The sequence below is a fragment of the Actinomycetospora lutea genome, from assembly GCF_028737205.1.
Lineage (GTDB): Bacteria > Actinomycetota > Actinomycetes > Mycobacteriales > Pseudonocardiaceae > Actinomycetospora > Actinomycetospora lutea.
On record NZ_JAQZAL010000019.1, the window covers coordinates 84,199 to 103,889 of the forward strand.

Annotated in this window: 20 protein-coding genes; 9 read left to right on the plus strand and 11 right to left on the minus strand. The window is 76.1% G+C overall.

Annotation, left to right across the window (positions count from 1 at the left end; genetic code table 11):
* Positions 1–57: 57 nt before the first annotated feature.
* The 5 genes from PHK61_RS20620 to PHK61_RS20640 form a co-directional block, all read right to left on the minus strand.
* The gene (locus PHK61_RS20620) at positions 58–1,755 is read right to left on the minus strand and encodes a glycine/sarcosine N-methyltransferase (RefSeq protein ID WP_274282892.1); all 1,698 of its coding nucleotides are present in this window, start codon (positions 1,753–1,755) and stop codon (positions 58–60) included.
* A 262-nt stretch (positions 1,756–2,017) separates the two neighbouring features.
* On the minus strand, positions 2,018–3,244 hold the full coding sequence (locus PHK61_RS20625) for an OmpA family protein (RefSeq protein WP_274282893.1): 1,227 nt from the start codon (positions 3,242–3,244) through the stop codon (positions 2,018–2,020).
* Entirely contained in the window at positions 3,241–4,209 is a 969-nt protein-coding gene (locus tag PHK61_RS20630) for a hypothetical protein (protein ID WP_274282894.1), read from the minus strand. The genes PHK61_RS20625 and PHK61_RS20630 overlap by 4 nt, the downstream gene beginning before the upstream one ends.
* Positions 4,206–4,811: a hypothetical protein gene (locus PHK61_RS20635; protein ID WP_274282895.1), complete on the minus strand. Its 606-nt coding sequence runs from the start codon at positions 4,809–4,811 to the stop codon at positions 4,206–4,208. Before PHK61_RS20635 ends, PHK61_RS20630 begins: the two co-directional genes overlap by 4 nt.
* Before the next feature lie 2 nt (positions 4,812–4,813).
* Positions 4,814–5,620: a hypothetical protein gene (locus PHK61_RS20640; RefSeq protein WP_274282896.1), complete on the minus strand. Its 807-nt coding sequence runs from the start codon at positions 5,618–5,620 to the stop codon at positions 4,814–4,816.
* Positions 5,621–5,898: 278 nt separating this feature from the next.
* Here PHK61_RS20640 and PHK61_RS20645 point away from each other — a divergent pair, with 278 nt between their 5' ends.
* Entirely contained in the window at positions 5,899–6,519 is a 621-nt protein-coding gene (locus PHK61_RS20645; RefSeq protein ID WP_274282897.1) for a vitamin K epoxide reductase family protein, read from the plus strand.
* On the plus strand, positions 6,516–8,705 hold the full coding sequence (locus PHK61_RS20650) for a heavy metal translocating P-type ATPase (RefSeq protein ID WP_274282898.1): 2,190 nt from the start codon (positions 6,516–6,518) through the stop codon (positions 8,703–8,705). The genes PHK61_RS20645 and PHK61_RS20650 overlap by 4 nt, the downstream gene beginning before the upstream one ends.
* Here PHK61_RS20650 and PHK61_RS20655 read toward each other — a convergent pair.
* The 5 genes from PHK61_RS20655 to PHK61_RS20675 form a co-directional block, all read right to left on the minus strand.
* A complete protein-coding gene (locus PHK61_RS20655; RefSeq protein WP_274282899.1) occupies positions 8,614–9,678 on the minus strand; it encodes an endonuclease domain-containing protein in 1,065 nt (354 codons plus the stop codon). The genes PHK61_RS20650 and PHK61_RS20655 overlap by 92 nt on opposite strands.
* Positions 9,679–9,696: 18 nt before the next feature.
* Positions 9,697–10,428: a DsbA family protein gene (locus PHK61_RS20660; RefSeq protein WP_274282900.1), complete on the minus strand. Its 732-nt coding sequence runs from the start codon at positions 10,426–10,428 to the stop codon at positions 9,697–9,699.
* An 82-nt stretch (positions 10,429–10,510) separates the two neighbouring features.
* The gene (locus PHK61_RS20665) at positions 10,511–11,149 is read right to left on the minus strand and encodes a hypothetical protein (RefSeq protein WP_274282901.1); all 639 of its coding nucleotides are present in this window, start codon (positions 11,147–11,149) and stop codon (positions 10,511–10,513) included.
* Entirely contained in the window at positions 11,130–11,915 is a 786-nt protein-coding gene (locus PHK61_RS20670; protein WP_274282902.1) for a zf-HC2 domain-containing protein, read from the minus strand. Before PHK61_RS20670 ends, PHK61_RS20665 begins: the two co-directional genes overlap by 20 nt.
* 34 nt (positions 11,916–11,949) lie before the next feature.
* Positions 11,950–12,501 (minus strand): sigma-70 family RNA polymerase sigma factor, encoded by a 552-nt coding sequence (locus PHK61_RS20675; RefSeq protein WP_274282903.1) that lies wholly within the window; start codon positions 12,499–12,501, stop codon positions 11,950–11,952.
* A gap of 309 nt (positions 12,502–12,810) precedes the next feature.
* Between PHK61_RS20675 and PHK61_RS20680 the strand changes: the two genes are divergently transcribed.
* The 7 genes from PHK61_RS20680 to PHK61_RS20710 all read left to right on the plus strand — a co-directional run bounded on the left by PHK61_RS20680 (position 12,811) and on the right by PHK61_RS20710 (position 18,624).
* The gene (locus PHK61_RS20680) at positions 12,811–13,047 is read left to right on the plus strand and encodes a hypothetical protein (protein WP_274282904.1); all 237 of its coding nucleotides are present in this window, start codon (positions 12,811–12,813) and stop codon (positions 13,045–13,047) included.
* Complete coding sequence (locus PHK61_RS20685) at positions 13,044–13,721, plus strand: DUF5134 domain-containing protein (RefSeq protein WP_274282905.1); 678 nt, start codon at positions 13,044–13,046, stop codon at positions 13,719–13,721. The genes PHK61_RS20680 and PHK61_RS20685 overlap by 4 nt, the downstream gene beginning before the upstream one ends.
* 32 nt (positions 13,722–13,753) lie before the next feature.
* Positions 13,754–15,130 carry a PepSY-associated TM helix domain-containing protein gene (locus PHK61_RS20690; protein ID WP_274282906.1) on the plus strand — a complete coding sequence of 459 codons (1,377 nt, stop codon included), beginning with the start codon at positions 13,754–13,756 and terminating at the stop codon, positions 15,128–15,130.
* Between the two features lie 51 nt (positions 15,131–15,181).
* On the plus strand, positions 15,182–16,546 hold the full coding sequence (locus PHK61_RS20695) for a UDP-glucose dehydrogenase family protein (protein WP_274282907.1): 1,365 nt from the start codon (positions 15,182–15,184) through the stop codon (positions 16,544–16,546).
* Between the two features lie 117 nt (positions 16,547–16,663).
* The gene (locus PHK61_RS20700; protein ID WP_274282908.1) at positions 16,664–17,119 is read left to right on the plus strand and encodes an SRPBCC family protein; all 456 of its coding nucleotides are present in this window, start codon (positions 16,664–16,666) and stop codon (positions 17,117–17,119) included.
* A 79-nt stretch (positions 17,120–17,198) separates the two neighbouring features.
* Positions 17,199–17,969: a DUF1990 family protein gene (locus PHK61_RS20705; RefSeq protein WP_274282909.1), complete on the plus strand. Its 771-nt coding sequence runs from the start codon at positions 17,199–17,201 to the stop codon at positions 17,967–17,969.
* 205 nt (positions 17,970–18,174) lie between these two features.
* Positions 18,175–18,624: a hypothetical protein gene (locus tag PHK61_RS20710; RefSeq protein ID WP_274282910.1), complete on the plus strand. Its 450-nt coding sequence runs from the start codon at positions 18,175–18,177 to the stop codon at positions 18,622–18,624.
* A 12-nt stretch (positions 18,625–18,636) separates the two neighbouring features.
* Here the strand turns inward: PHK61_RS20710 and PHK61_RS20715 are convergent, their stop codons facing one another.
* Complete coding sequence (locus PHK61_RS20715; RefSeq protein WP_274282911.1) at positions 18,637–19,677, minus strand: endonuclease/exonuclease/phosphatase family protein; 1,041 nt, start codon at positions 19,675–19,677, stop codon at positions 18,637–18,639.
* Positions 19,678–19,691 lie beyond the last annotated feature (14 nt).

Below are 19,691 nucleotides of genomic sequence, written 5' to 3' on the forward strand. Positions count from 1 at the left end.
AACGCACGGGGCCGGCCGGGAGGGATTCCCGACCGGCCCCGTGGCGTGCGAGGAGCGTCAGCGCTTGATGCGGAAGATGCCCCAGGCGAGCTGGCCGCTCTTTCCGCCGTTCACCCAGTTCTTCAGGCCCGTCTTCATGTTCGAGACGTACTCGTCGGAGATCGCACCCTTGAACTTCGGCTCCGCGGCCTCGAGCTCGGACAGCACGCGCCCGTAGTGGGTCGTGAGCTGCTCGGTGTGGTCCTCGAACTCGACCGACGAGTAGCCGCGCTTCGTGAACTCCTGGCGGTAGAAGCCCGGCGACCCGAGGGTGTCGAGGTGCAGGCGCGCGAGGATCGGCGTCAGCGCCGCGGTGTCGGCACCGTCGGCGGCCATCGGGTCGGTGAACACGACCTGGCCGCCGGGCACGAGCACCCGGTCGATCTCCTCGACGACCTGGCCGCGCTCGCCGGAGTGGAGGAACGCGTCCTGCGACCACACGAGGTCGTAGAAGTTGTCCTGCACCGGCATGCTCTCGAACGACCCGTCGACGACGTCGACGAGGTGGTCGAGGCCCTGAGCCCGGTTCTTCTCGCGGTTGCGCTCGTTCTCGACCTCGGAGAGGTTCAGGCAGGTCACGCGGCAGCCGTACTTCTTGGCCAGCCAGCGGGCCGACCCGCCGTAGCCCGCACCCATGTCGAGCACGCGCGTCTCCGCGGTGATGCCCATGCCCTCGGCCATGCGCTCGACGGTGCGCTGCGAGGCCGGCGCGATCGCCTCGTCGGGGCTGTCGTACAGCCCGACGTGGATGTCCTCGCCGCCCCAGACCTCGTGGTAGAAGGTGTCGGCGTCGGTCGAGTTGTAGTAGTCGCGCGCGGTGTGGACCGCGGTCGAGTAGCTCTCGGTCAATTCGTCATCCGGTCGGTAGGTCTTCTCCGCGACGTGGATCCAGAAGTCCGGGCTCTCGGTCCCGTAGGTCTCCTGGAAGTCGCCGTACGAGTCGATCTTCTGGAACCCGACCTCGCGCATGAGCCGGCGCACGTAGTCCTTGCGCAGCGGGAACATGTTGAGGTGGTACACGGAACCGTCGTCGTGGAACGTGTACCGGAAACGGGCGAGCCCGTCGTCGACGTACTCGGGCTCCGCGGTGACGGTGTCGCCGCAGTAGAAGTACTTGTGCTTCGACGAGAACCCGTTGTCGAGGATCTCGTCGTAGTTGCGCTGATCGAGGATCAGCACGCCGTCGTGCTTCAGCATCGCGTAGAACTCGGCGAGGGCCTTGCGGCGGTCACGCTCGTTGAACAGGTGCGTGAACGAATTGCCGAGGCAGATGATCGCGTCGTACTCACCGTGGACGTCGCGGTTGAGCCAGCGCCAGTCGGCCTGGACCACGCGCAGCACGTGCCCGTGCTGGCGGCCGTTCTCGAAGGCCTTGGCGAGCATCTCCGCGCTGCCGTCGGCGGAGACCGTCTCGAAACCGGCCTTGAGGAGCTGGACGGAGTTGAACCCGGTACCGGTGGCGACGTCGAGCACCTTCTCGACCCCACGGGCGCTCAGCTGGTCGATGAAGAACGAACCCTCGCTGGCGGCGCGTCCCTCCCAGCCGATGTAGTCGTCCCACTTGTCCACGAACCCCTTGACGTACTCCTCCTGGTAGTGGTTCGTGTCGCGGACCTCGTTGGGGTTCTCGCCGAACTCCTGATGAACATCGGCCTCGGTGTACGTGTCGTCGAGGCCAGCCGCGGTGTCGGGGCTCCGGTCTGCGGCTGCGGTCATGTGTCCTCCGGACGTCGTGGACGCTTCCGGGGAGTCGACGCTAGGCAGCCGTGGGCCGTCCCGGAACCCGCCCTGAGTTCGTACGGTCGACAGAATCGATACAGTGCGGCCCCCGCTGCCTCGGCCGATCAACGCCATCGGCGCTGCTCCGACCGGGTGTGCGCGCACGGGGACCTCCGTGACCACATCGTGCTGTGATGGCAGCCACGTTTCTCCGGGAATGCGCAACCGCGGCGTCCGGCGACACCGTGTCACCGTCCGGCTACCCGGTCGGCTCGACGATCACCGTCCGGTTCGCGCTCGCCGGACCCGGCAGCTGGCGCCCGTCCGGGCCGACGTCGTCCACGTAGCCGGGGAACTGGCTGCCCACCCCGCGGGTGCTGATCCGGTCGGCGGGCGCCCCGAGCTCGACCAGCAGCGCCTTCACCGCGTCGGCCCGGCGGGTGGACAGATCGACCTGGCCCTGGGGCGTGCCCGCCCGCGCACTCGTGCCGGTGAGGGCGAGACGCCGCGTCGGCGATTCCTGCAGGAACTGCGCGAACGGCAGCAGGACGCCGCGCGCCGCATTCCGGTCGCGGAACTCCGCGGTGTCGGGCCGGAACCCCACGGAATTGTCGTCGGGCAGCGCGGTGGTCCGGCCCGGCGTGATCGTCGGCGGCGGCGGGACGTCGACGAGGCTCACCGACGGGACGTCGCTCGGGGCGTCGCCGCCCCGCGGCTCGTCGACCACCGCGATGCAGGAGGCGCCGCCGGCCTCGGCGATCGCGGTCCAGAGCCCCACGAGCGACGAGCGCTGGGCGGGGCTCAGCGCGGCCTGGGGCTCCGCGACGTCACCGAGGCCCGCGAGCACGACGGTGACGCCCTGCAGCCCCGGCAGCGCGTTGTTCGCCCGCAGCGCCTCGACGGTCTCGGCGGGCGGGGCGTCGAGGAGGCCGCGCTGGCGGAAGTCCACCGGGGCGACGGTGGAGAGCCCGGAGTCGACGAGCACGACGGTGCCGGGGCGGTTGCCCTGCCCCCCTGTTCCGGCGGACCGTCCCGCGAGGTCGAGCGCGGACAGCACGTCGGCCTCGGGAGCCTGCGCGCGGACCCCGGTCAGGGCCTCGCCGAAGCCGCTGAGGAACTGGTTGCGGTCGTCCTCGGCGGCGATGCCGTTGCCGGCGTCGCTGGAGTAGGTGTCGCTGCCCGCCGAGGTGGGCCGCCCGTCGAGGTTGATCAGCGTGATGCGGGGCCGGACGTCCTGGTCGACCGCGCGCGTCAGCACCGACACGGTGGCGTCCTGCACGGCCTGCGGCAGGCCGGGCTCGGGGGAGTTCGCGCGGCCCGACACCGCGAACGCCATCGGGCCGACGGGCACCGGGCACGACAGGGCGCCGCCACCCCCGCCCGAGAACCCGCCGCCGCCCTCGTCACCGCTCGAACAGCCCGCGAGCAGCGCCCCTCCGCACGACAGGGCGAACACCAAGGGCAGGACGGCCCGCCGGTGGATCAACGAGGGTCTCCGTTCGGGGTGGGTTCGGCGGTCGTGAACGCGGGGACGTCGGCGCGCATCCCGGGCGGCGCCTCCTCGCCGGGCACCACCTCGCTCGCCGGGGTGAACAGCGGGAAGGGCGAGGAGCCGGTGAGGCCGTCGGTGACCGACGGGTCGGCCTTCTTCGACGCCATGAGGGTGCGCGCGTAGTTCTGCAGCTCGAGCATCTCGGCGGTCACCTGCTGGCGGGCCGCGCGCCAGCGCTGGTCCTCGCGGGCGCGCTCGTTCTCCTGCTGGCGCAGGGCCTCGCGGGCGCGCTCGAGCTCGGCGCGGCTGGCCCGCTCGCGCTCGGTGGCCTCGCGCATCCGGCGCTCGGCGCGGCGCAGGGCGCTCGCGACGGGGTTGAACGACACGAACGTCGCGATCATCGCCGCCATCCCGCTCGCGAGGAACAGCGCGCCGAACAGCAGGGCGGGCAGCAGGGCGGTGAGCTCCACGTCCCCGAGCCCGCCCGACGAGCCGCCGAGGCCGCCGCCGGAGCCGCCGGACCCGAACCCGCCGCCCCCGGAGCCGCCGGAGCCGAACCCGCCGCCCCCGGAGCCGCCGGAGCCGAAGCCGCCCGACGAGCTGCTGCTGGGCGTCATGAGCCGCGTGTAGAACGCCGCGGCGCCGAGCGCGAGCCAGGTGACCGCGGCGAGCACGGTGAGGACGAGCGATGCGCGCGGGTCGCCGCAGCGGCGCCGCGCGAGCCCCTGCCCGACGAGGTGGGCGAGGCCGACCGCGGCCGCCGCGAACCCCACGGTGCCGACGGCGATGAGCAGCGGCGAGCCGCGGAAGACCCGGGCCAGCACGACGTAGAAGGCCGCGATGTCGCCGCCGATCGCCAGCAGCACGATCACGAGCGCGAGGTGGTCCTCGCGCGATCGGTTGATCATGAGCGTGGCGTCCCGGTAGGTGCGGGGGCGCACGCCGCCGTCGCGGCTCATCGGCGGTCCTCCCGGGGGAGCGGGCCGGTCGGCGGGTCGGCCGGGGGCACGGTGGATGGCGCGGCGGATGGCGCGGTGGGTGGGGCGGCAGGAGGTGCGGCGGGCGACCCGTCGTCGACCGGCTCGCCGAGACGCTCCCGGGCCTCGGCATAGTCCCGGCGGGCGATCTCGAGGGCGCGGCGGTCGCGCTCGTGGGCGGCCTCGGCCTCGGCGAGCTGCTGGCGCGCGCCGCCGACGAGGCGGTCGATGACGGCGTGGTGGTCGGCGTGCTGGGAGTCGACGCGGGCGAGCCAGCCCGACGCGATCGAGGCGATGAGCGGGTCGAGCGCCCGCCCGCTGCCCTCGTCGACGCCGTCGAGCATGCCCTCCACCAGCGACCGGACCCGCCCGCGCGCCGCGGAGACGTCCGGCGTCGGCTGGTTCGGATAGGGCATGGGGCCGACGCGGTCGGCGGCGTAGACCTGTGCGAACCGGTGCTCCTCGGGCGTCGCCGCCCCGCCGGGGATCGCCGTGATGCTGGACAGACGGCCCCCCGAGGTGCCGGTCGGCGTCGGCGGCCGGGCGCCCTCGGGGCGGCGCCGGGGCCAGAACCTGCGGGCCATGGCTACTCCTGTCCGGGCGGGGGGCCGGCGACGGTGGACCGGGGTGTCGGCATGCCTGTCGGTGGCGAGACGGGTCCCGTTTCCGGCGTCCCCGGGTCGGCGTCCTCGGCCGCGGCGACCCAGCCGGGCACGACCGGGTGCTGGGCCACGAGCGCCGGGCCGATCCGGTCGCCCGCGGGGTGGTGGCGCACGAGGTGGCGCTCGTAGGCGCTGACGCGGCGCATGACCTGCGCGTGCAGCCGGCGGATGCGGGTGGCCCCGACGAGCTCGCAGGAGCGGATCGTGCTGCCCAGCCGGGCGTACTCCGTGCGCATCTGCGTGAGCTGGGCGTGCAGGCGCGCCGCCTCGTCGACCAGGGGGCGCCGCCGTGCCTCGTGCTCGCGGGCGCGGCGTGCGGCGACGACGTCGGCGGCCGTGTGGGTCTCGCCGCCGCGGCGCACGGCGAGCGCCTCGGCGTCGAGCAGCACGGGGATCGCGTCGAGGCCGGCCCGCGCCCGGGCGAGCGCGTCCTCGGTGGCGGGCAGGCGCACGGCGATGGTCGCGCGGGTCTCGTGCAGCGGGGCGACCTCGAGGTCGAGGCGCAGCCGCTCGCGGTGGACGCGGGCGAGGAAGTCCTGGTGGAGTTCCTCGAGCGCCGGCGTCCCCGCCGGCCGCCCGGGCTCGAGGCTGGGCAGCCCGGCGCGACCGTCGGCGCGCGCCTGCCACCAGTCGCCCCAGCGCGCCAGCAGGCCGTACGGGGGCAGGGGCGCCGCGGTCGCTCCGCGCGAGGGTCCCGCCGAGCGGCGGGGTCCCGGCGTCTCCGAGGTCATGGGGTGGGCCGTTCCACCTGGCGGGTTCCTCCTGCATCGCCCCGTGCTGCATCGCCCGGTGGGGTGACGGGCGCCGCCGACGAGTCTAGGCCGAGACCCCCCGAGCGCCGGTCGCGGCGATCGGCACCCGGACCGGAACCGGGCGCCGTGGAGCACCGCGCGGCCGTCGCGGCGATCACGGCGGGAACCGGGCCGGGGCCCGCGACGACCAGCACGACGTGGTCAGCCGAACAGCCCCCACCGAGGCCTTCCCCGCGGCGCGGGAGGACGATCGGGCCGTGGACACGCGGGTCGCCGAGGGGGTGGACGAGCCCGTCGCCGAGGCGGCCGCTCCCGCGCGGGGTGTCGGCGCCGTCCTGCTCGCCGGGGGCCTGGTCGGCGCGGTCGTCTCGCTGCTCCTGCTGCGCGACGAGCTCGCGCTGCTCGCCGACCCGACGTTCGTGCCCTCGTGCAGCGTCGACCCGGTGCTGTCCTGCGGCACGATCATGAAGACCTGGCAGGCGTCGCTGCTCGGGTTCCCCAACCCGGTGATCGGCCTCGTGACCTTCCCGGTCGCCGCGGCCCTGGGCGCGCTCGTGCTCGGCGGGGTCGCGCTGCCCCGGTGGACGTGGTGGGGCCTGCAGGCGGGCACGACGCTGGGCCTGCTGTTCGTGCACTGGCTGATCGTCCAGAGCCTCGCGGTGATCCACGCCCTGTGCCCGTGGTGCATGGTCGCGTGGGTCGCGGTGATCGGCATGTTCTGGGCCGTCACCGTGGCCACCCTGCGCGCCGGGCACCTCGGCGGCGCCCCGGCGCCGCTGCGCGGGCACGGTTGGGGGCTCGCGGCCTGGTACCTCGCGATCGTCGTCGCGATCGTCGCGACGTTCCCCGCGTGGGCCGCGGGGCTGGTGGGCCGGTGAGCGCTCCCGCCGCGTCGGTCCTGGATCTGGACATCGGCGGCATGACGTGTGCCGCCTGCGCGGCGCGGATCGAGCGCCGGCTCAACCGGATCGACGGCGTCGCCGCCACCGTCGACCTCGCGGGGGACAGCGCGCGCGTCGTCATCGACTCGCCGGACGTCACGACGGCGACCGTCGTCGACACCGTCGCGACGCTGGGGTACTCGGCGCGGCCCACCCGGCCCGAGGTCGTCGAGGCCGACGACGACGCCGATCTGCGCGACCTCTGGCGCCGCCTGGTCGTCGCGGCGGCGCTGTTCCTGCCCGTGGCCGACCTCGCGCTCGTGATGACCGCGGTGCCCTCGCTGCGGTTCCCGGGCTGGGAGTGGCTGCTCGCGGTGCTCGCGGCGCCGGTCGTGGGGTGGTCGGCGTGGCCGCTGCACCGCCGGGCGCTCGCGGGCCTGCGCCACGGCACGACGTCGATGGACACGCTGGTCTCGCTCGGGATCGTCGCGGCGACCGTGTGGTCGTGCGGCGCCCTGCTCGGCGGGGCCGCGCCCGCGCCGGCGGCGAGCACGTGGGAGCTGCTGCTGCACCCGGCGGGACCCGTGTACCTCGAGGTCGCGGCCGGGGTGACGACGTTCGTGCTCGCCGGGCGCTACGTCGAGCGCCGCGCGCGCCGGGCCTCGGGGGACGCGCTGGCGGCGCTGGCGCGGCTCGCGGCGCGCGACGTGGCGGTGCTCTGCGAGGACGGGACCGAGACGCGGGTGCCGGTGTCGTCCCTCGCCGTCGGGACGCGGTTCGTCGTGCGGCCCGGCGAGAAGATCGCGGCCGACGGGCGGGTCGTGGCGGGCGGCTCGGCGGTCGACCGCAGCATGCTCACCGGCGAGCCGGTGCCGTCGGAGGCCGGGGTCGGCGACCGGGTGGTCGGCGGGACGATCGCCGTGTCGGGGCGTCTCGTGGTGGAGGCGACCGCGGTCGGCGAGGCCACGGCGCTGGCCGGCATGGTGCGCCTGGTCCGCGACGCGCGCGCCGACAAGGCCGACGTGCAGCGGCTCGTCGACCGCATCTCGGCGTGGTTCGTGCCGGCGGTGGTCGTGCTCGCGGTGCTGACGGCGGCGGGCTGGTGGCTCGCGGGCGCCGGGGCGGCGGGGGCGTTCGCGCCGGCGCTGGCGGTGCTCGTCATCGCCTGTCCGTGCGCGCTGGGGCTGGCGACGCCGATGGCGATGGTCGTCGCCTCCGGCCGCGGCGCCCGGCGCGGCATCTTCCTCAAGGGCCACCACGCCCTCGAGACCAGCCGCCGCGTCGACACCGTCGTGCTCGACAAGACCGGGACGCTGACCACCGGGCGGATGACGGTGGTGTCGGTGCTCGGTCCCGCACCCGTCCTGGAGCGGGCGGCCGCCGTGGAGCGCGGCTCGGAGCACGCGATCGCCGCGGCGATCGTGGCCGCGGCCGGCGCGCCGGCGGAGCCCGAGGACTTCGTCGCGCTGCCCGGGCTGGGGGCGCGCGCGGTGGTCGACGGGGTGGCGGTGACGGTGGGCCGGCCGGACCTGGTCGGCGCGGTGCCGGCGTCGCTCGCCGAGGTGTGGGCGGCGGCCGAGGAGGCCGGGCACACGGTGGTCGCCGTCGGGTGGGACTCCCGCGTGCAGGGCGCCGTCGTGCTCGCCGACGAGGTGGAGCCCAGCGCCGCCCCGGCCGTCGCGACGTTGCGCAAGGCCGGCCTGCACCCGGTGCTGCTCTCCGGCGACCACGAGCGGGCGGCCCGGCATGTGGCCCACGCGGTGGGGATCGACGAGGTCGTCGCCGGCGTGCTGCCCGAGGGCAAGCTCGCGTTCCTCGCCGAGCGGCGCGCGTCCGGCGCGGTGGTGGCCATGGTGGGCGACGGTGTCAACGACGGCCCCGCGCTCGCCGCCGCGGACCTCGGGCTCGCGGTCGGGACGGGCACCGACGTGGCCCTGGACGCCGCCGACGTGATCCTCGTGCGCGACGACCTCACCGCCGTCCCCGAGGCCCTGGCGCTCGCCCGGGCCACGCACCGCACGATCCGCGTGAACCTCGGCTGGGCGTTCGGTTACAACGTCGCCGCGATCCCGCTCGCCGTCGCCGGCCTGCTCAACCCCCTGCTCGCCGGGCTCGCGATGGCCCTGTCGTCGCTGCTCGTCGTGACCTCGAGCCTGCGCCTGCCGCGCGCAGCGCCCCGGTGATCATCGCGAGTACGGCCTCGCTGTCGCTCTCGAGGAGGTGCCAGTTCACGCGCAGCACTGTCCAGCCGACGAGCACGAGGGCGTTCTGCCGCTCCTGGTCGCGCCGGAAGGCCGGCAGGTCGCGGTGGTACGCCCAGCCGTCGACCTCGACGAGCACACGGCTGCCCGGGAAGGCGATGTCGAGCACGGCGACGCCGTGATCCGGCACCACGACGCGGAGGTCGGCAGCCCAGCCGGTCACTCCCGCCGACCGGAGGAGCGCATGCACGCGTCGCTCGGCCTCGGACCGGGCCCCGCCGGCCGCGAGGGCGAGCAGGCGGGCGACCGTCCGTGAGCCCGGTCGGCCGAGACGGCTGCGGTGCGCGCTCCGGAGGGCCTCGAGCGTCACGCGCTCGCTCAGCAGCGCGCGGTCCATCAGCTCGGCGCCGCGGCGCAGGCCGAGCTCGGCGGCGGCGTCGACCACGGCGTACGCCTTCGACACCACCGGAACCCCGTCGACGGTGCTGCGCCTGCCGGGAAGCCGCCGGCGCACCGCCACCACGCCGCCGCGCGACCGGACGCGCCGGCTCGGGGGGACCGCGAAGCGTAGAACGTCCGGCGGTTCGTCGACCAGACGCCACCACCAGGTCGCGCCGACGCCGATCAGGGTCGCCGAGGGCCCCAACCACAGGGAGGCGCCCCGCAGGCGCGCTCGGGGGCCGAAGGCGTGCGACGCCGACAGGTAGACGCGGGGCCACAGGAGCGTCCAGAGGCCGCGGGCGAGACGGTGCTTGATCGCCGCGCGGGAGAGGCCGCAGGCAAGCGCCTGGGCCCGGGTGACGACGCCGTCCTGGCGGCGTAGCAGGGCGGCGAGGTCGTTCTCGGTGTCCACACGGGGTTCGACGCAGCGCCCCGTGCCGCGGATCCGCCCGATCTCGGTCCGTGATCGCTCCGGGTGCTCCTCCGGGGCGATGAGGTCGACCCGTCGGAGCACCCGGGCGAATCATGGGCCTCAGCCGGCGAGCGCCTGCTCCAGCTCCGGCGAGCCCGGCTCCACGAGGCGGCCGTCGAGCACGACGGTCGGGGTGCCGAACGAGCCCTGGTCCTGCAGCGCCGGGTCGTTCGAGGCGTCGTGGAAGTTCAGCGCGATCTCGCCGACGTGGCGGCCGGCGGTGACGCAGTCGGCGTAGCCCGGGCCGGCGCCGGCTCGCCGGCCGAGGTCGACGAGCTGCGCGGTGTCGTAGCCGCGCGCGCCCTCGGGCGGCTGGGCGGCGTAGAGGCTGGTGTGCACCGCGGGGAACGCGCCGTTGTCGGCCGCGCACATCATCGCGTTGCCGGCCGCCGAGGAGTAGCCGGGCGGGGTCGAGCGCTGCTCGAGCAGGTTGACGAGGTGGTAGCGGACCTGCAGGCGCCCGGCCGCCACGGCCTGGGCGATGCGGTCGCCCTCGCGCTGCTCGAAGGCCTGGCAGGCGGGGCAGAGCGCGTCCTCGTAGAGGTCGAGGGTGTGGGGCGCGGGTCCGCCTGCGGTGACGACGCCCTCGTCGACGGCCGTCGCGTACTGCGCGGGAGCGGGGGTGTCGGGGATCGCGGCGCCCTGCCCGCCGCCCGAGGAGCCGTTGCCCGACAGCAGTACGCCGCCGAACACCACGGCCGCGACCAGCACCACGACGGCGACCGCCACGATCGTGGGCGTCCGGGACGTCGTGCGCTTCACCGGCGCGGGGCGCTTCGGGCGCGTGGCCATCCGGGGGTCCTCCTCGTCGTCGGGGCGTCGGCGGGTGTGCGGCGCCGCGGGTTCAGGTCGTGCGGCGGGTGCGCACGGTTCCTCACCGGCCGCGGGCGAGGTCGGCGAGCATCCGGTTCCAGGCGGCGAGCTCGGCGTCGCCGTCGCGGTCGGCGTGCCGGTCGCGGCGGGTGGCGTCCCGGCCGTCGGCGCGTGGAAGGGCATCGACGCGAGCAGCATCGCCAGCCGTCGTGCGCCACGACAGCGTGACCCGGCACAGGGTGGCCACCACGCCCGCGAGGACGGCGGCGACGAGGAACCCGGCGGGCTCCTCCAGGGCGCCCGCCGAGACGAGGAACGCGTCGGGGGTGGTGAGGATGCGCGGGTCGCTGCCGGTGCCCACCAGCACCGTGAGCACGGCGGCGGCCAGCGCGCCGACGGCCCACACGGCGGCCGCGGCGCCCGCCCGGCACACCGTCGCGTAGGCCGGCGCGCCGAGCGCGGTGTCGCGCGACGGCCGCGCGACGAGCGCGCCCACGAGCCCGCCGACGGTCGCGCCCGCCGCCAGCAGGACGACCAGGCGCGCGAGGGCCGTCGCGACCGTGACCGCGACCGGCGGGGCGGTGACGCCGAGCAGCGTCGCGGGCAGGTCGCCGCGGAGGAGCGCGACCACGGCGCCGACGCCGACGACGCCCAGGCAGCCGAGGAGGACGGTCCGACGGTCAGGCGACGTCGGACTCACGCTCCCAGCCGGTCGGGGCGGCGGCTCGGAGGCCCTCGGGCGCGGCGCCGTGCTCGGTGGGCCGGGAGCGCCACCGCGCGCCCGGCGAGGGGCCGGCGCCGGGGCGCGGGGTGGTGCGCACGACGGCGAGCCCCAGCAGGAAGCCCGCGACGAGGACGAGGTGCGCGGCGACGCGGGCGGGCTCGACACGCCCGGCGACGAGGTCGACGCCCGACAGCACGGCGAGCACCGCGATGAACGCGCCGAGCACGGGCATCAGCCCCGCGAGGTGGCGGCTCCAGATCGCCCCGGCGACGAAGGCGACGCCGAGCGCGAGGTTCCACGCCGCGCTCTCGTGCGCCGCGTGGGCCATACCCGCGCCGAGCAGCACGAGCGGGTCGTCGCCGTGACCGGCGTGGGTCGCCGCCCCCAGCAGCCCGACCAGCCCGAGCACGGCCTGCGCGAGCCCCGCGGCGGCCAGGCCCGCGCGGGCCGTCACGCCCCACCAGCGCGCCCGCAGACCGGGGGCGGCGCCGACGACCCGGTCGACGAGGTCGGGGCCGCCGACCACCACCCCGGTGCGGGCGCGGCGCGTCACGGCCTCCGCGTCCCGGCGCCAGGCCCGGCAGGCCGCGCAGCCGGCGAGGTGCGCGTCGACGCGCGCCGACTCGGCGGCGCCGGCCTCGCCGTCGAGCGCCGCCGACACCGCCTCGCGGCACACGTCGCAGTCGCTGGAGCCGGCCATGCCCTGCTGGTCGCCGCGCGGGCGCCCGGAGTTCCCGGTCATCTCGGGTCGAGCTCCGCTCCGCTTCGTCTCCCGCTCACCCCGACCGGCGCTGCGCGCCCGGCTCCCCCAGGGCGTCGACGAGGTCGGCGCGGGCCCGGGCGACGCGCGAGCGGATGGTCCCGATCGGGCAGCGGCACACCGCGGCGGCGTCCTCGTAGCTCAGCCCGATCAGCTGGGTGAGGACGAACGCCTCGCGGCGGTCGGCGTCCAGGGCGGCCAGCGCGTCGCGGACCGCCGCGGACTCCGCCGGGTCGGGCTGCGGGGCGCGGCCCAGCGGGCGGTCGTCCTCGGCGGGCTCGGCGGGCGCGACCGGCCGGCGGGCGCGCCGGCGCAGGTGGTCGGCGGCGACCCGCCGGGCGATCGAGAGCAGCCAGCTGCGGGCGGGCGCGTCCCCCCGGTAGCGCCGCAGCGACCCGAGCGCGCGCTCGTAGGTCTCCTGGGCGAGCTCCTCGGCGACGCCCGGGTCGGCGAGGTGGCCGAGCAGCCGCCAGACCTGGTGCTGGGTGGCGGCGACGAACTCGCCGGCCGCGGTGCGGTCACCCTCGCGGGCGCGCAGCGCCAGCGCGGTGATCCTCGCGTCGTCCACCCCGGCTGCTCCTTCGTCGTCCCACGCACGTGGTCGTCGCGCGGCGGCCCGGAGTTCCCGGCCGTGACCGTTGCGACAACCGGGCTCCGCGACCGTCCCCGCGGCGCCTACCGTGCTGCTCCGACGGTAGGCCCCCGGGCTCGTCGACCACCGAGGAGCCCTGCCTGAGAAGGAGCGGGCGCGCACCTGAGAACGCTGCGCCGACCGGGCACATCGGACCCGCGCGGCGAGGTGAGCGGTGTGCGGCCGGGTCCGACCGCCGTACCGTCCCCGCAGGTCGCAGGACAGCCACGCCCCCCGGAGGACCCCATGACCGACCACGAGCCGCTGCCGACCGACGGCCTGCAGCACGTCGCGACCTTCTGCGGCCAGTGCTCGTGCGGCTGCCCGGAGCTCTACGTCGACCCGGCCGCCGACGACGACGGCCGCGTGGTCATCACCGACGACTTCGGCCGGTCCATCCGGATGAGCCTCGCGCAGCTCGCCGTCATCGTCGACGACGCCCGCGCGGGTGTGCTCGACGAGCTCCTCGCGGGTTCTCGGTGAGCCTCCCCCCGTCGGTCGCGGGCTTCCTCGCCGCGGTCTTCCTGGCCGCCGCGGCGCTGTGCGTGGCGAGCCTGTGGCGACGCCGGGGGCGCCACGAGCGCGCCGCCGCGGCATCCGAGACGAACCACGTCGTCATGGGCGTCGGGATGGCGGCGATGGTGCTGCCCGCGACGGCCGACCTCGTCGCGCCGGTCGCGGGCGCGGTGGTGTTCGGCGCGCTGGGCGCGGTGTGGGCGGTGCGCCTGGTGACGCTGCGCGCGCAGGGTCGTCCGCTGGGCTCGGCGATCGGCGGCGACCGCTGCGCGGCCCACCCGACCCACCTGCTGCTGAGCAACGCGGCCATGGCCGTCATGTACGTCGCGATGGTCCCGGCCGGCGTCGCGACGGCGGGCATGGACGGGGGCGCGCACGCCGGGCACGGCGGCGGCGCCTCCTCGCCGCTGGCGCTGCAGGCCGTCTCCTTCGCGCTGGCGATCTACCTGATCCTGCACACCGTGCTGACCGTCGGCACGGTCCTGCGCCCCGCGGCGACGGTCACCGTCACGGCCGGCGGCGGGGGTGCGTCCGTGGGGCTCGGCACCCGCGTCGGGCGCGTGGTCGAGACCCCCGCCGTGCAGCTCGGCTGCCAGGCCGTTACCGGGGCCGGGATGGCCCTGATGCTGCTCGTGCACTGAGAAATCCCCGGCTCCCCCAGGAAGGGCTCCCCGTGACCGTCGTCGAGCCCGGGCCCTCGCGCGCCTCCACCCCGGACCGCGACCGCGGCGCCCGGTCGCTGCTGCGTCCCCTCGTGCTGCGCGTGCACTTCTGGGCCGGCGTGCTCGTCGGGCCGTTCCTGCTGGTCGCGGCCCTGACGGGGTTCGCCTACACGCTCATGCCGTCGCTCGAGACCGTCGTGTACCGCGACGAGCTGACGGTGCAGGCGTCGGCCGCGCAGGTGCCGCTCGCCGACCAGGTGCGGGCGGGCCTCGACGCCGTGCCGGGCACCGAGCTGCGGGCGGTGCGGCCCGGGGCGACGCCGACCGACAGCACGCAGGTGATCGCGGACGACCCGGCCCTGCCCGGGTCGACCTACCGCACCGCCTTCGTCGACCCGCACACCGGCGACCTGCGCGGTGTGCTCGAGACCTACGGGTCCGGGCAGGCGATGCCGCTGCGCGCCTGGGCCGACCAGCTGCACCGCACCCTGCACCTCGGCGACGCCGGCCGGCTCTACACCGAGGTCGCGGCGTCGTGGCTGTGGGTGCTCGTGCTGGCCGGGCTGGTGCTGTGGGTCGGGCTCGTCCGGCGGCGGCGCCGGGAGCGGGCGGCGGCCCTGCTCGTCCCCCGGGTGTCGGGCGGGCGCCGGGCGCGACTGCTGTCGTGGCACGCGGTGGTGGGGCTGTGGGCCGCGCCCGGACTGCTGTTCCTGTCGGCCACCGGGCTGACGTGGTCGACCTACGCCGGCGAGAACATCAGCGCCCTGCGCGCCCAGCTCTCCTGGGAGACCCCCGAGCCGGCGACGACCCTGCCGGGGACGGGCACGTCCGGCGCCTCGGTCGACCTCGACGTCGCCGCGCGGGTCGCGGCGGACTTCGGTCTCGCCGGGCCGGTCGAGATCACGCCGGGCGGGGACGGCGCGGCGACCACCGTGACGCAGATCGACCGCCTGTGGCCCCAGCACCTCGACGCGATCGCCGTCGACACGGCCAGCGGGCAGATCACCGACGTCGTGCGGTTCGCCGACTGGCCGTTGGCGGCGAAGCTCGCCCGCTGGGGCATCGACGCGCACATGGGCCTGCTGTTCGGCGTCGCCAACCAGGTGGTGCTCGCCGCGCTCGCCGCCGGGCTCGCCTGCACCGTCGTCTGGGGCTCCGTGCTCTGGTGGCGCCGCGGACCGGGCCGGCGTCCCGGGCACGTGCCGGCCGACGGGGTCCTGCGCTCCCTGCCGCGCCCGCTGCTCGCGGGCGTCCTCGCGGTCACCGTCGCGGTCGGGATCGCCCTGCCGCTGCTCGGTGCGTCCCTGCTGGTGTTCCTGCTGCTCGAGACGGTGCTGGATCGCCGGCGGACCGGCGACACGGGCGCGGAGCGTGATCTGGCAGCGTAGCCGTCGAGATCGCACGGGCCGAGCGGCCCGGGGAACCGAGGGGGATACGCCGTGTTCACGCGTCGGGTGGCCGTGGTGGGAACGGGCTATGTCGGGCTCACGACGGGGGCGTGTCTGGCGTCGCTGGGTCACCAGGTGGTGTGCGCGGACATCGACACCGCGAAGGTGGAGCGGCTGCGCCGCGGCGTGGTCGACATCGTGGAGCCGGGCCTGGCGGAGCTGGTGACCGAGCAGGTGTCGGCGGGTCGGTTGTCGTTCGTGGTGGGGGCGGCGAACGCGGTGTCCGAGGGCTTCCCGGGCGAGTCCGGTTCCGGCGAGCTGGACGCCGAGATCGTGTTCCTGTGCCTGCCCACGCCGATGGGGGTCGGCGGGGTGGCCGACCTGCGGGCGGTGGAGGCCGTGGTCGAGGAGACCCGGGAGCTGCTGGCGGCGGGCACGGTGGTGGTGAACAAGTCGACGGTGCCGGTGGGCACGGCGGGACGGACCGCGGAGCTGCTGGACCGCGCGGACGTGTCGGTGGTGTCGAACCCGGAGTTCCTGCGCGAGGGCTCGGCGGTGCACGACTTCCTCAACCCGGACCGGATCGTGGTGGGGTGCGACACCGCGGAGGCCGCGGAGCGGGTGGCGGCGCTGTACGCGCGGCTGGGCGCGCCGACGGTGCTGACCGACGCGGCGTCGGCGGAGCTGATGAAGTACGCGGCGAACTGCTTCCTGGCGATGAAGCTGTCGTACGTCAACGCGATGGCCGAGCTGTGCGAACGGGTCGGGGCGGACATCGGGGACGTCACCGAGGGGATCGGGTACGACCGGCGGATCGGGCAGGCGTTCCTGTCGCCGGGGCCGGGGTGGGGCGGGTCGTGCCTGCCGAAGGACACCCACGCGCTGTTGCAGGTGGCGGACGCGGCGGACTTCGAGTTCCGGCTGCTGCGGGCCACGATCGACACCAACACCCGGCAGCGCCAGCGGATCGTGGACAAGGTGCGGCACGCGGTGACCGGGCGGCGGACGGGCTCGCTGACCCGGGTGCGGCTGGGGCTGCTGGGGCTGACGTTCAAGGCGGGCACCGACGACCTGCGGGACTCGCCGGCGCTGGCGATCGCGGCGCTGCTGCGCCAGGCCGGGGCGGACCTGGTGGGCTACGACCCGGCGCTGGTGCCCGACCCGTCGAACCCGGACAAGATCGCGGCGGACGAGGTCGACGGGGTGCCGCTGGTGAGCGACCCGATGGAGGCGGCGCAGGGCGCCGAGGCGCTGGTGGTGCTCACCGAGTGGCCGGTGTTCCGCACCCTGGACTGGGTGGCGATCGCCGGGGCGATGAAGCAGCCCATCGTGGTGGACACCCGCAACCTGCTCGACCCGGCCACGCTGCGGCGCGCGGGCCTCACCGGCATCGGCCTCGGACGCCGCGAGGCCTGACCGTGATGTCCTGAGCGGGGCCCGGGTCTGGTCCGTGCCCGGACGCCCGCTTACCGTGGTGGGCGTACGTCGGGGCGGCCGTGGACGCGGTGCGTCGGTCTCATCGGAGAGGCGATCATGCGCTGCGAGATCGCGGTCGACATCGACTCCTGCGCCGACCATGTCTGGGCGGTCATCACCGATCTCAACCGCTGGCCGCGCTGGACCTCCGCCGTGCGCGACGCCGCCCTGCTCGGCGGCGGCACGCTGGCGCTGCACGGCGTGGTGCGGCTGCGGGCGCCCGGCCTGCCCGAGCGCACGTGGCGCGTGGCCGAGTTCCAGGCCCGTCGCCACCGGGTCGCGCTGCGCCACGAGGGCGTCGGCGGGCACGCGGACGTCCGGTTCGCGCTGACGCCCACGGGCGCCTCCCGCACGCGGCTCGTCGTGACCCACGAACGCGCCGGCTGGATGGGCTCGCCGATGGGCCGCCTCACCGCCGGACGGGTGCAGGCGAACCTCCAGCAGCTCGGCGACGACCTCAAGGCGCACTGCGAGACGCGCCGGCGCAGCGGGATCGCCGCACCCGCGGGCTGAGCCGGACCGGGGTCGCGCGCCGGGTCCACGTCAGGACGGTCACGGGCTGATCGGTTCCGGCCGCGGGTATGACCAGGGCATGGCGGATCCTTCTCTGGGCACCTCGACCTGGATTCCCGGGCCGCGTCAGGTGGTCCGCGAGGCGCTGATGCTCACGCGGCTCCCGCGCGGGGTCGCCGGGGTGCTCTGGCGGTGCGTGCGTCCCGAGGCGGCCGTGCACACCATCGACGAGGCGGGCGACCACCGCGATCTGCCGCCGCCCCTGCCCGACACCACGCTGCGCGACCAGCCCCTCGATCAGGGGTTCGGGCCCGCGCTGCACCGGGACTTCCGCGTGCGCGTCGTCGGGGCGCGGCGCAGCGCGTCCGCGCTGATCGACGCGCTGGCCCGGAACATGAACCGCGCCGTGGTGCCGGGGGTGGCGCGGTTCGACTACGTCGCCGCGAGCGGGGCGCTGCGCGTCGGCGAGGAGCTCGTGGTGCGCATGCCCGGGCCGTGGGACGGGCCGGTGCGCGTGCTCGAACGCTCGGCGACGTCGTTCCGGCTGGGCACGCTCGACGGGCACCTCGAGGCCGGACAGATCGAGTTCGCCGCCCGCGAGCTGCCCGACGGGGACCTGGAGTTCGGCATCACGACGTGGGCGCGGGCCGGGGACCGCATCGCCGACGTGCTCTACAGCCGCCTCGGGCTGGCCAAGCAGATCCAGTACCTGCTCTGGGTCGAGTTCTGCGTGCGCTCTGCGGAGCTCGCCGGCGGCCACACCCCGGACGGGGTCACCGTGCGGACGCGGACGGTCGCCTGGCCGGACGGTGCACACAGCCCGGAGGAAAATTCTTCTCGGGCGGTGTAACGGCCCGCGGGCCCGTGACGACATCCCGGGTGCCCCGCGTGGCCACCGGACCCCCGACCCGGTGGCCCGCGGGGCTTTGCCGTGCCCGGGGCTCACCGGTCCGGGCTGGTTGAGCGGCCCGCCATCGTGTGACTCAAGGTGTCGCAGTGACACGCGGGGTGAATGTGGTGCAGTGTGGTCCCCCGGCGGACGTACCCTCCTCCGCGTGGACGGTGGTGCGCGGGTGACGACGACGATCGTCGGGCTGCTCATCGCGTTCTGCGCCCTGCTCCTCGCCAAGTGGCTCGCGGTGGTCGCCATCGCGGCGGTGGTGCTGCTCGCCCTCCTGCGTTTCGTCCTGCTGCGCCTCGTGCGGGCGGTGCGCGCGCGGCGGGAGGCGCGGACTCCTGCGGCGGCCCTCGAGGCGTCGCCGTCCACACCGGGCGGCTCGGCGGCGGGTTCGTCGCTTCGGTCGGTCGCTGGGTCGGCGGCGCACGGGGACGCGCGAGCGATCCCCGGTCGCGCGGCGCGCGGGCTGAGCGGGGCGTCGGCCGCGGTGTCACACGCGGACGCCGGACCGTGCTCCTGGTGCGGCCTCGTCGGCGGTCACCTCGACCTCCGCGGCCGCCCCGTCCGCCCGCGTCACGCCCACGCGGGGACCCTCACCCGCCGGTGAGCGGGCCACCGATCAGAGCGTCAGCCGGGCCAACAGGGCCCGGTGGTCGGAGCCCGGCACGTCGAGGACGGCCACCTCCCGCGCCCGCGGCCCACCGGTCATGAGCACGTGGTCGATCTGCGCGCCCAGGGCCCGCGGCGCGCCCGCGAACCACGTCCCCGCCAGCGACCCCCCGCGTTCGGTGGCGGCGTCCGTGCACCCCCGCGTGCCCGTGCGGAAGGCGGAGTGGTCCGGGGTGGCGTTGAGGTCGCCGACCACCAGCGCCGGACCCGCCGCACACCACCGCTGCATCTGCGCGAGCTCGCCGGGCCAGTAGGCGACCCAGCCGGGGACGATCGAGACGACGTGCACGGCGCCGAGCCGCACCGGGCCGAGGATCCCCCCGGTGATCTCGGCCCAGGGGTAGCGGGTGTCGGTAGGCGTCCCGGGCGCGTCGGAGATCGTCCGCGCGGTGACGTCGCCGGCCCGGGGCGACGACAGCACCGTGATGCCGCGGACGTCGGCGGCCCGGGCCGGCACGTTCGTCCACGACCGGTACTCGGGCAGCAGCGCCGCGATCCGCCCCCGGAAGCGCTCGCCGGCCTCGGGCAGCACGACGAGGTCGGGACGCTCGCGGCGCACCACGTCGGCGAGCGCACCCACGTCGGCCCTGCCCTCGAACGCGTTGAGCTCGAGCACCGTCAGCGCCGTGCCCCCGGGCGGCGGCGGGGCGGCCGGGACCGCCCGCGGCACGACGAACCCGGCGGCGACGGCGACGACCACCGCCACCCCGGCGACCCCGACGGCGGTCGTCCCCCGGAGACGACGGCGACAGAGCACCGCCAGCACGACCACCACCCCCGCGCCGGCCACCGCCAGCGCGGGACGCAGCGCCGCGAACACCGCGAACGGCAGGTGGCGGTCCAGGCCGACCAGGTCCGGCAGGAGCACCAGCACCGCGAGCACCACCGGCACGACCACGCGCACCAGCACGCGCACGACTCGCCGGACCACCGGCCGGCGGGGAGCCCCCGGCTCCGGGGCGCGCCGCACGAGGTGGGCGACGGACGGCATCGCGCCAGCCTAGG

Coding starts and splice junctions, on each gene's coding strand:
- PHK61_RS20620 (WP_274282892.1), bottom strand. CDS start 1,755: ATGACCGCAGCCGCAGACCGGAGCCCCGACACCGCGGCTGGCCTCGAC.
- PHK61_RS20630 (WP_274282894.1), bottom strand. CDS start 4,209: ATGAGCCGCGACGGCGGCGTGCGCCCCCGCACCTACCGGGACGCCACG.
- PHK61_RS20635 (WP_274282895.1), bottom strand. CDS start 4,811: ATGGCCCGCAGGTTCTGGCCCCGGCGCCGCCCCGAGGGCGCCCGGCCG.
- PHK61_RS20640 (WP_274282896.1), bottom strand. CDS start 5,620: ATGACCTCGGAGACGCCGGGACCCCGCCGCTCGGCGGGACCCTCGCGC.
- PHK61_RS20660 (WP_274282900.1), bottom strand. CDS start 10,428: ATGGCCACGCGCCCGAAGCGCCCCGCGCCGGTGAAGCGCACGACGTCC.
- PHK61_RS20670 (WP_274282902.1), bottom strand. CDS start 11,915: ATGACCGGGAACTCCGGGCGCCCGCGCGGCGACCAGCAGGGCATGGCC.
- PHK61_RS20680 (WP_274282904.1), top strand. CDS start 12,811: ATGACCGACCACGAGCCGCTGCCGACCGACGGCCTGCAGCACGTCGCG.
- PHK61_RS20700 (WP_274282908.1), top strand. CDS start 16,664: ATGCGCTGCGAGATCGCGGTCGACATCGACTCCTGCGCCGACCATGTC.
- PHK61_RS20705 (WP_274282909.1), top strand. CDS start 17,199: ATGGCGGATCCTTCTCTGGGCACCTCGACCTGGATTCCCGGGCCGCGT.
- PHK61_RS20715 (WP_274282911.1), bottom strand. CDS start 19,677: ATGCCGTCCGTCGCCCACCTCGTGCGGCGCGCCCCGGAGCCGGGGGCT.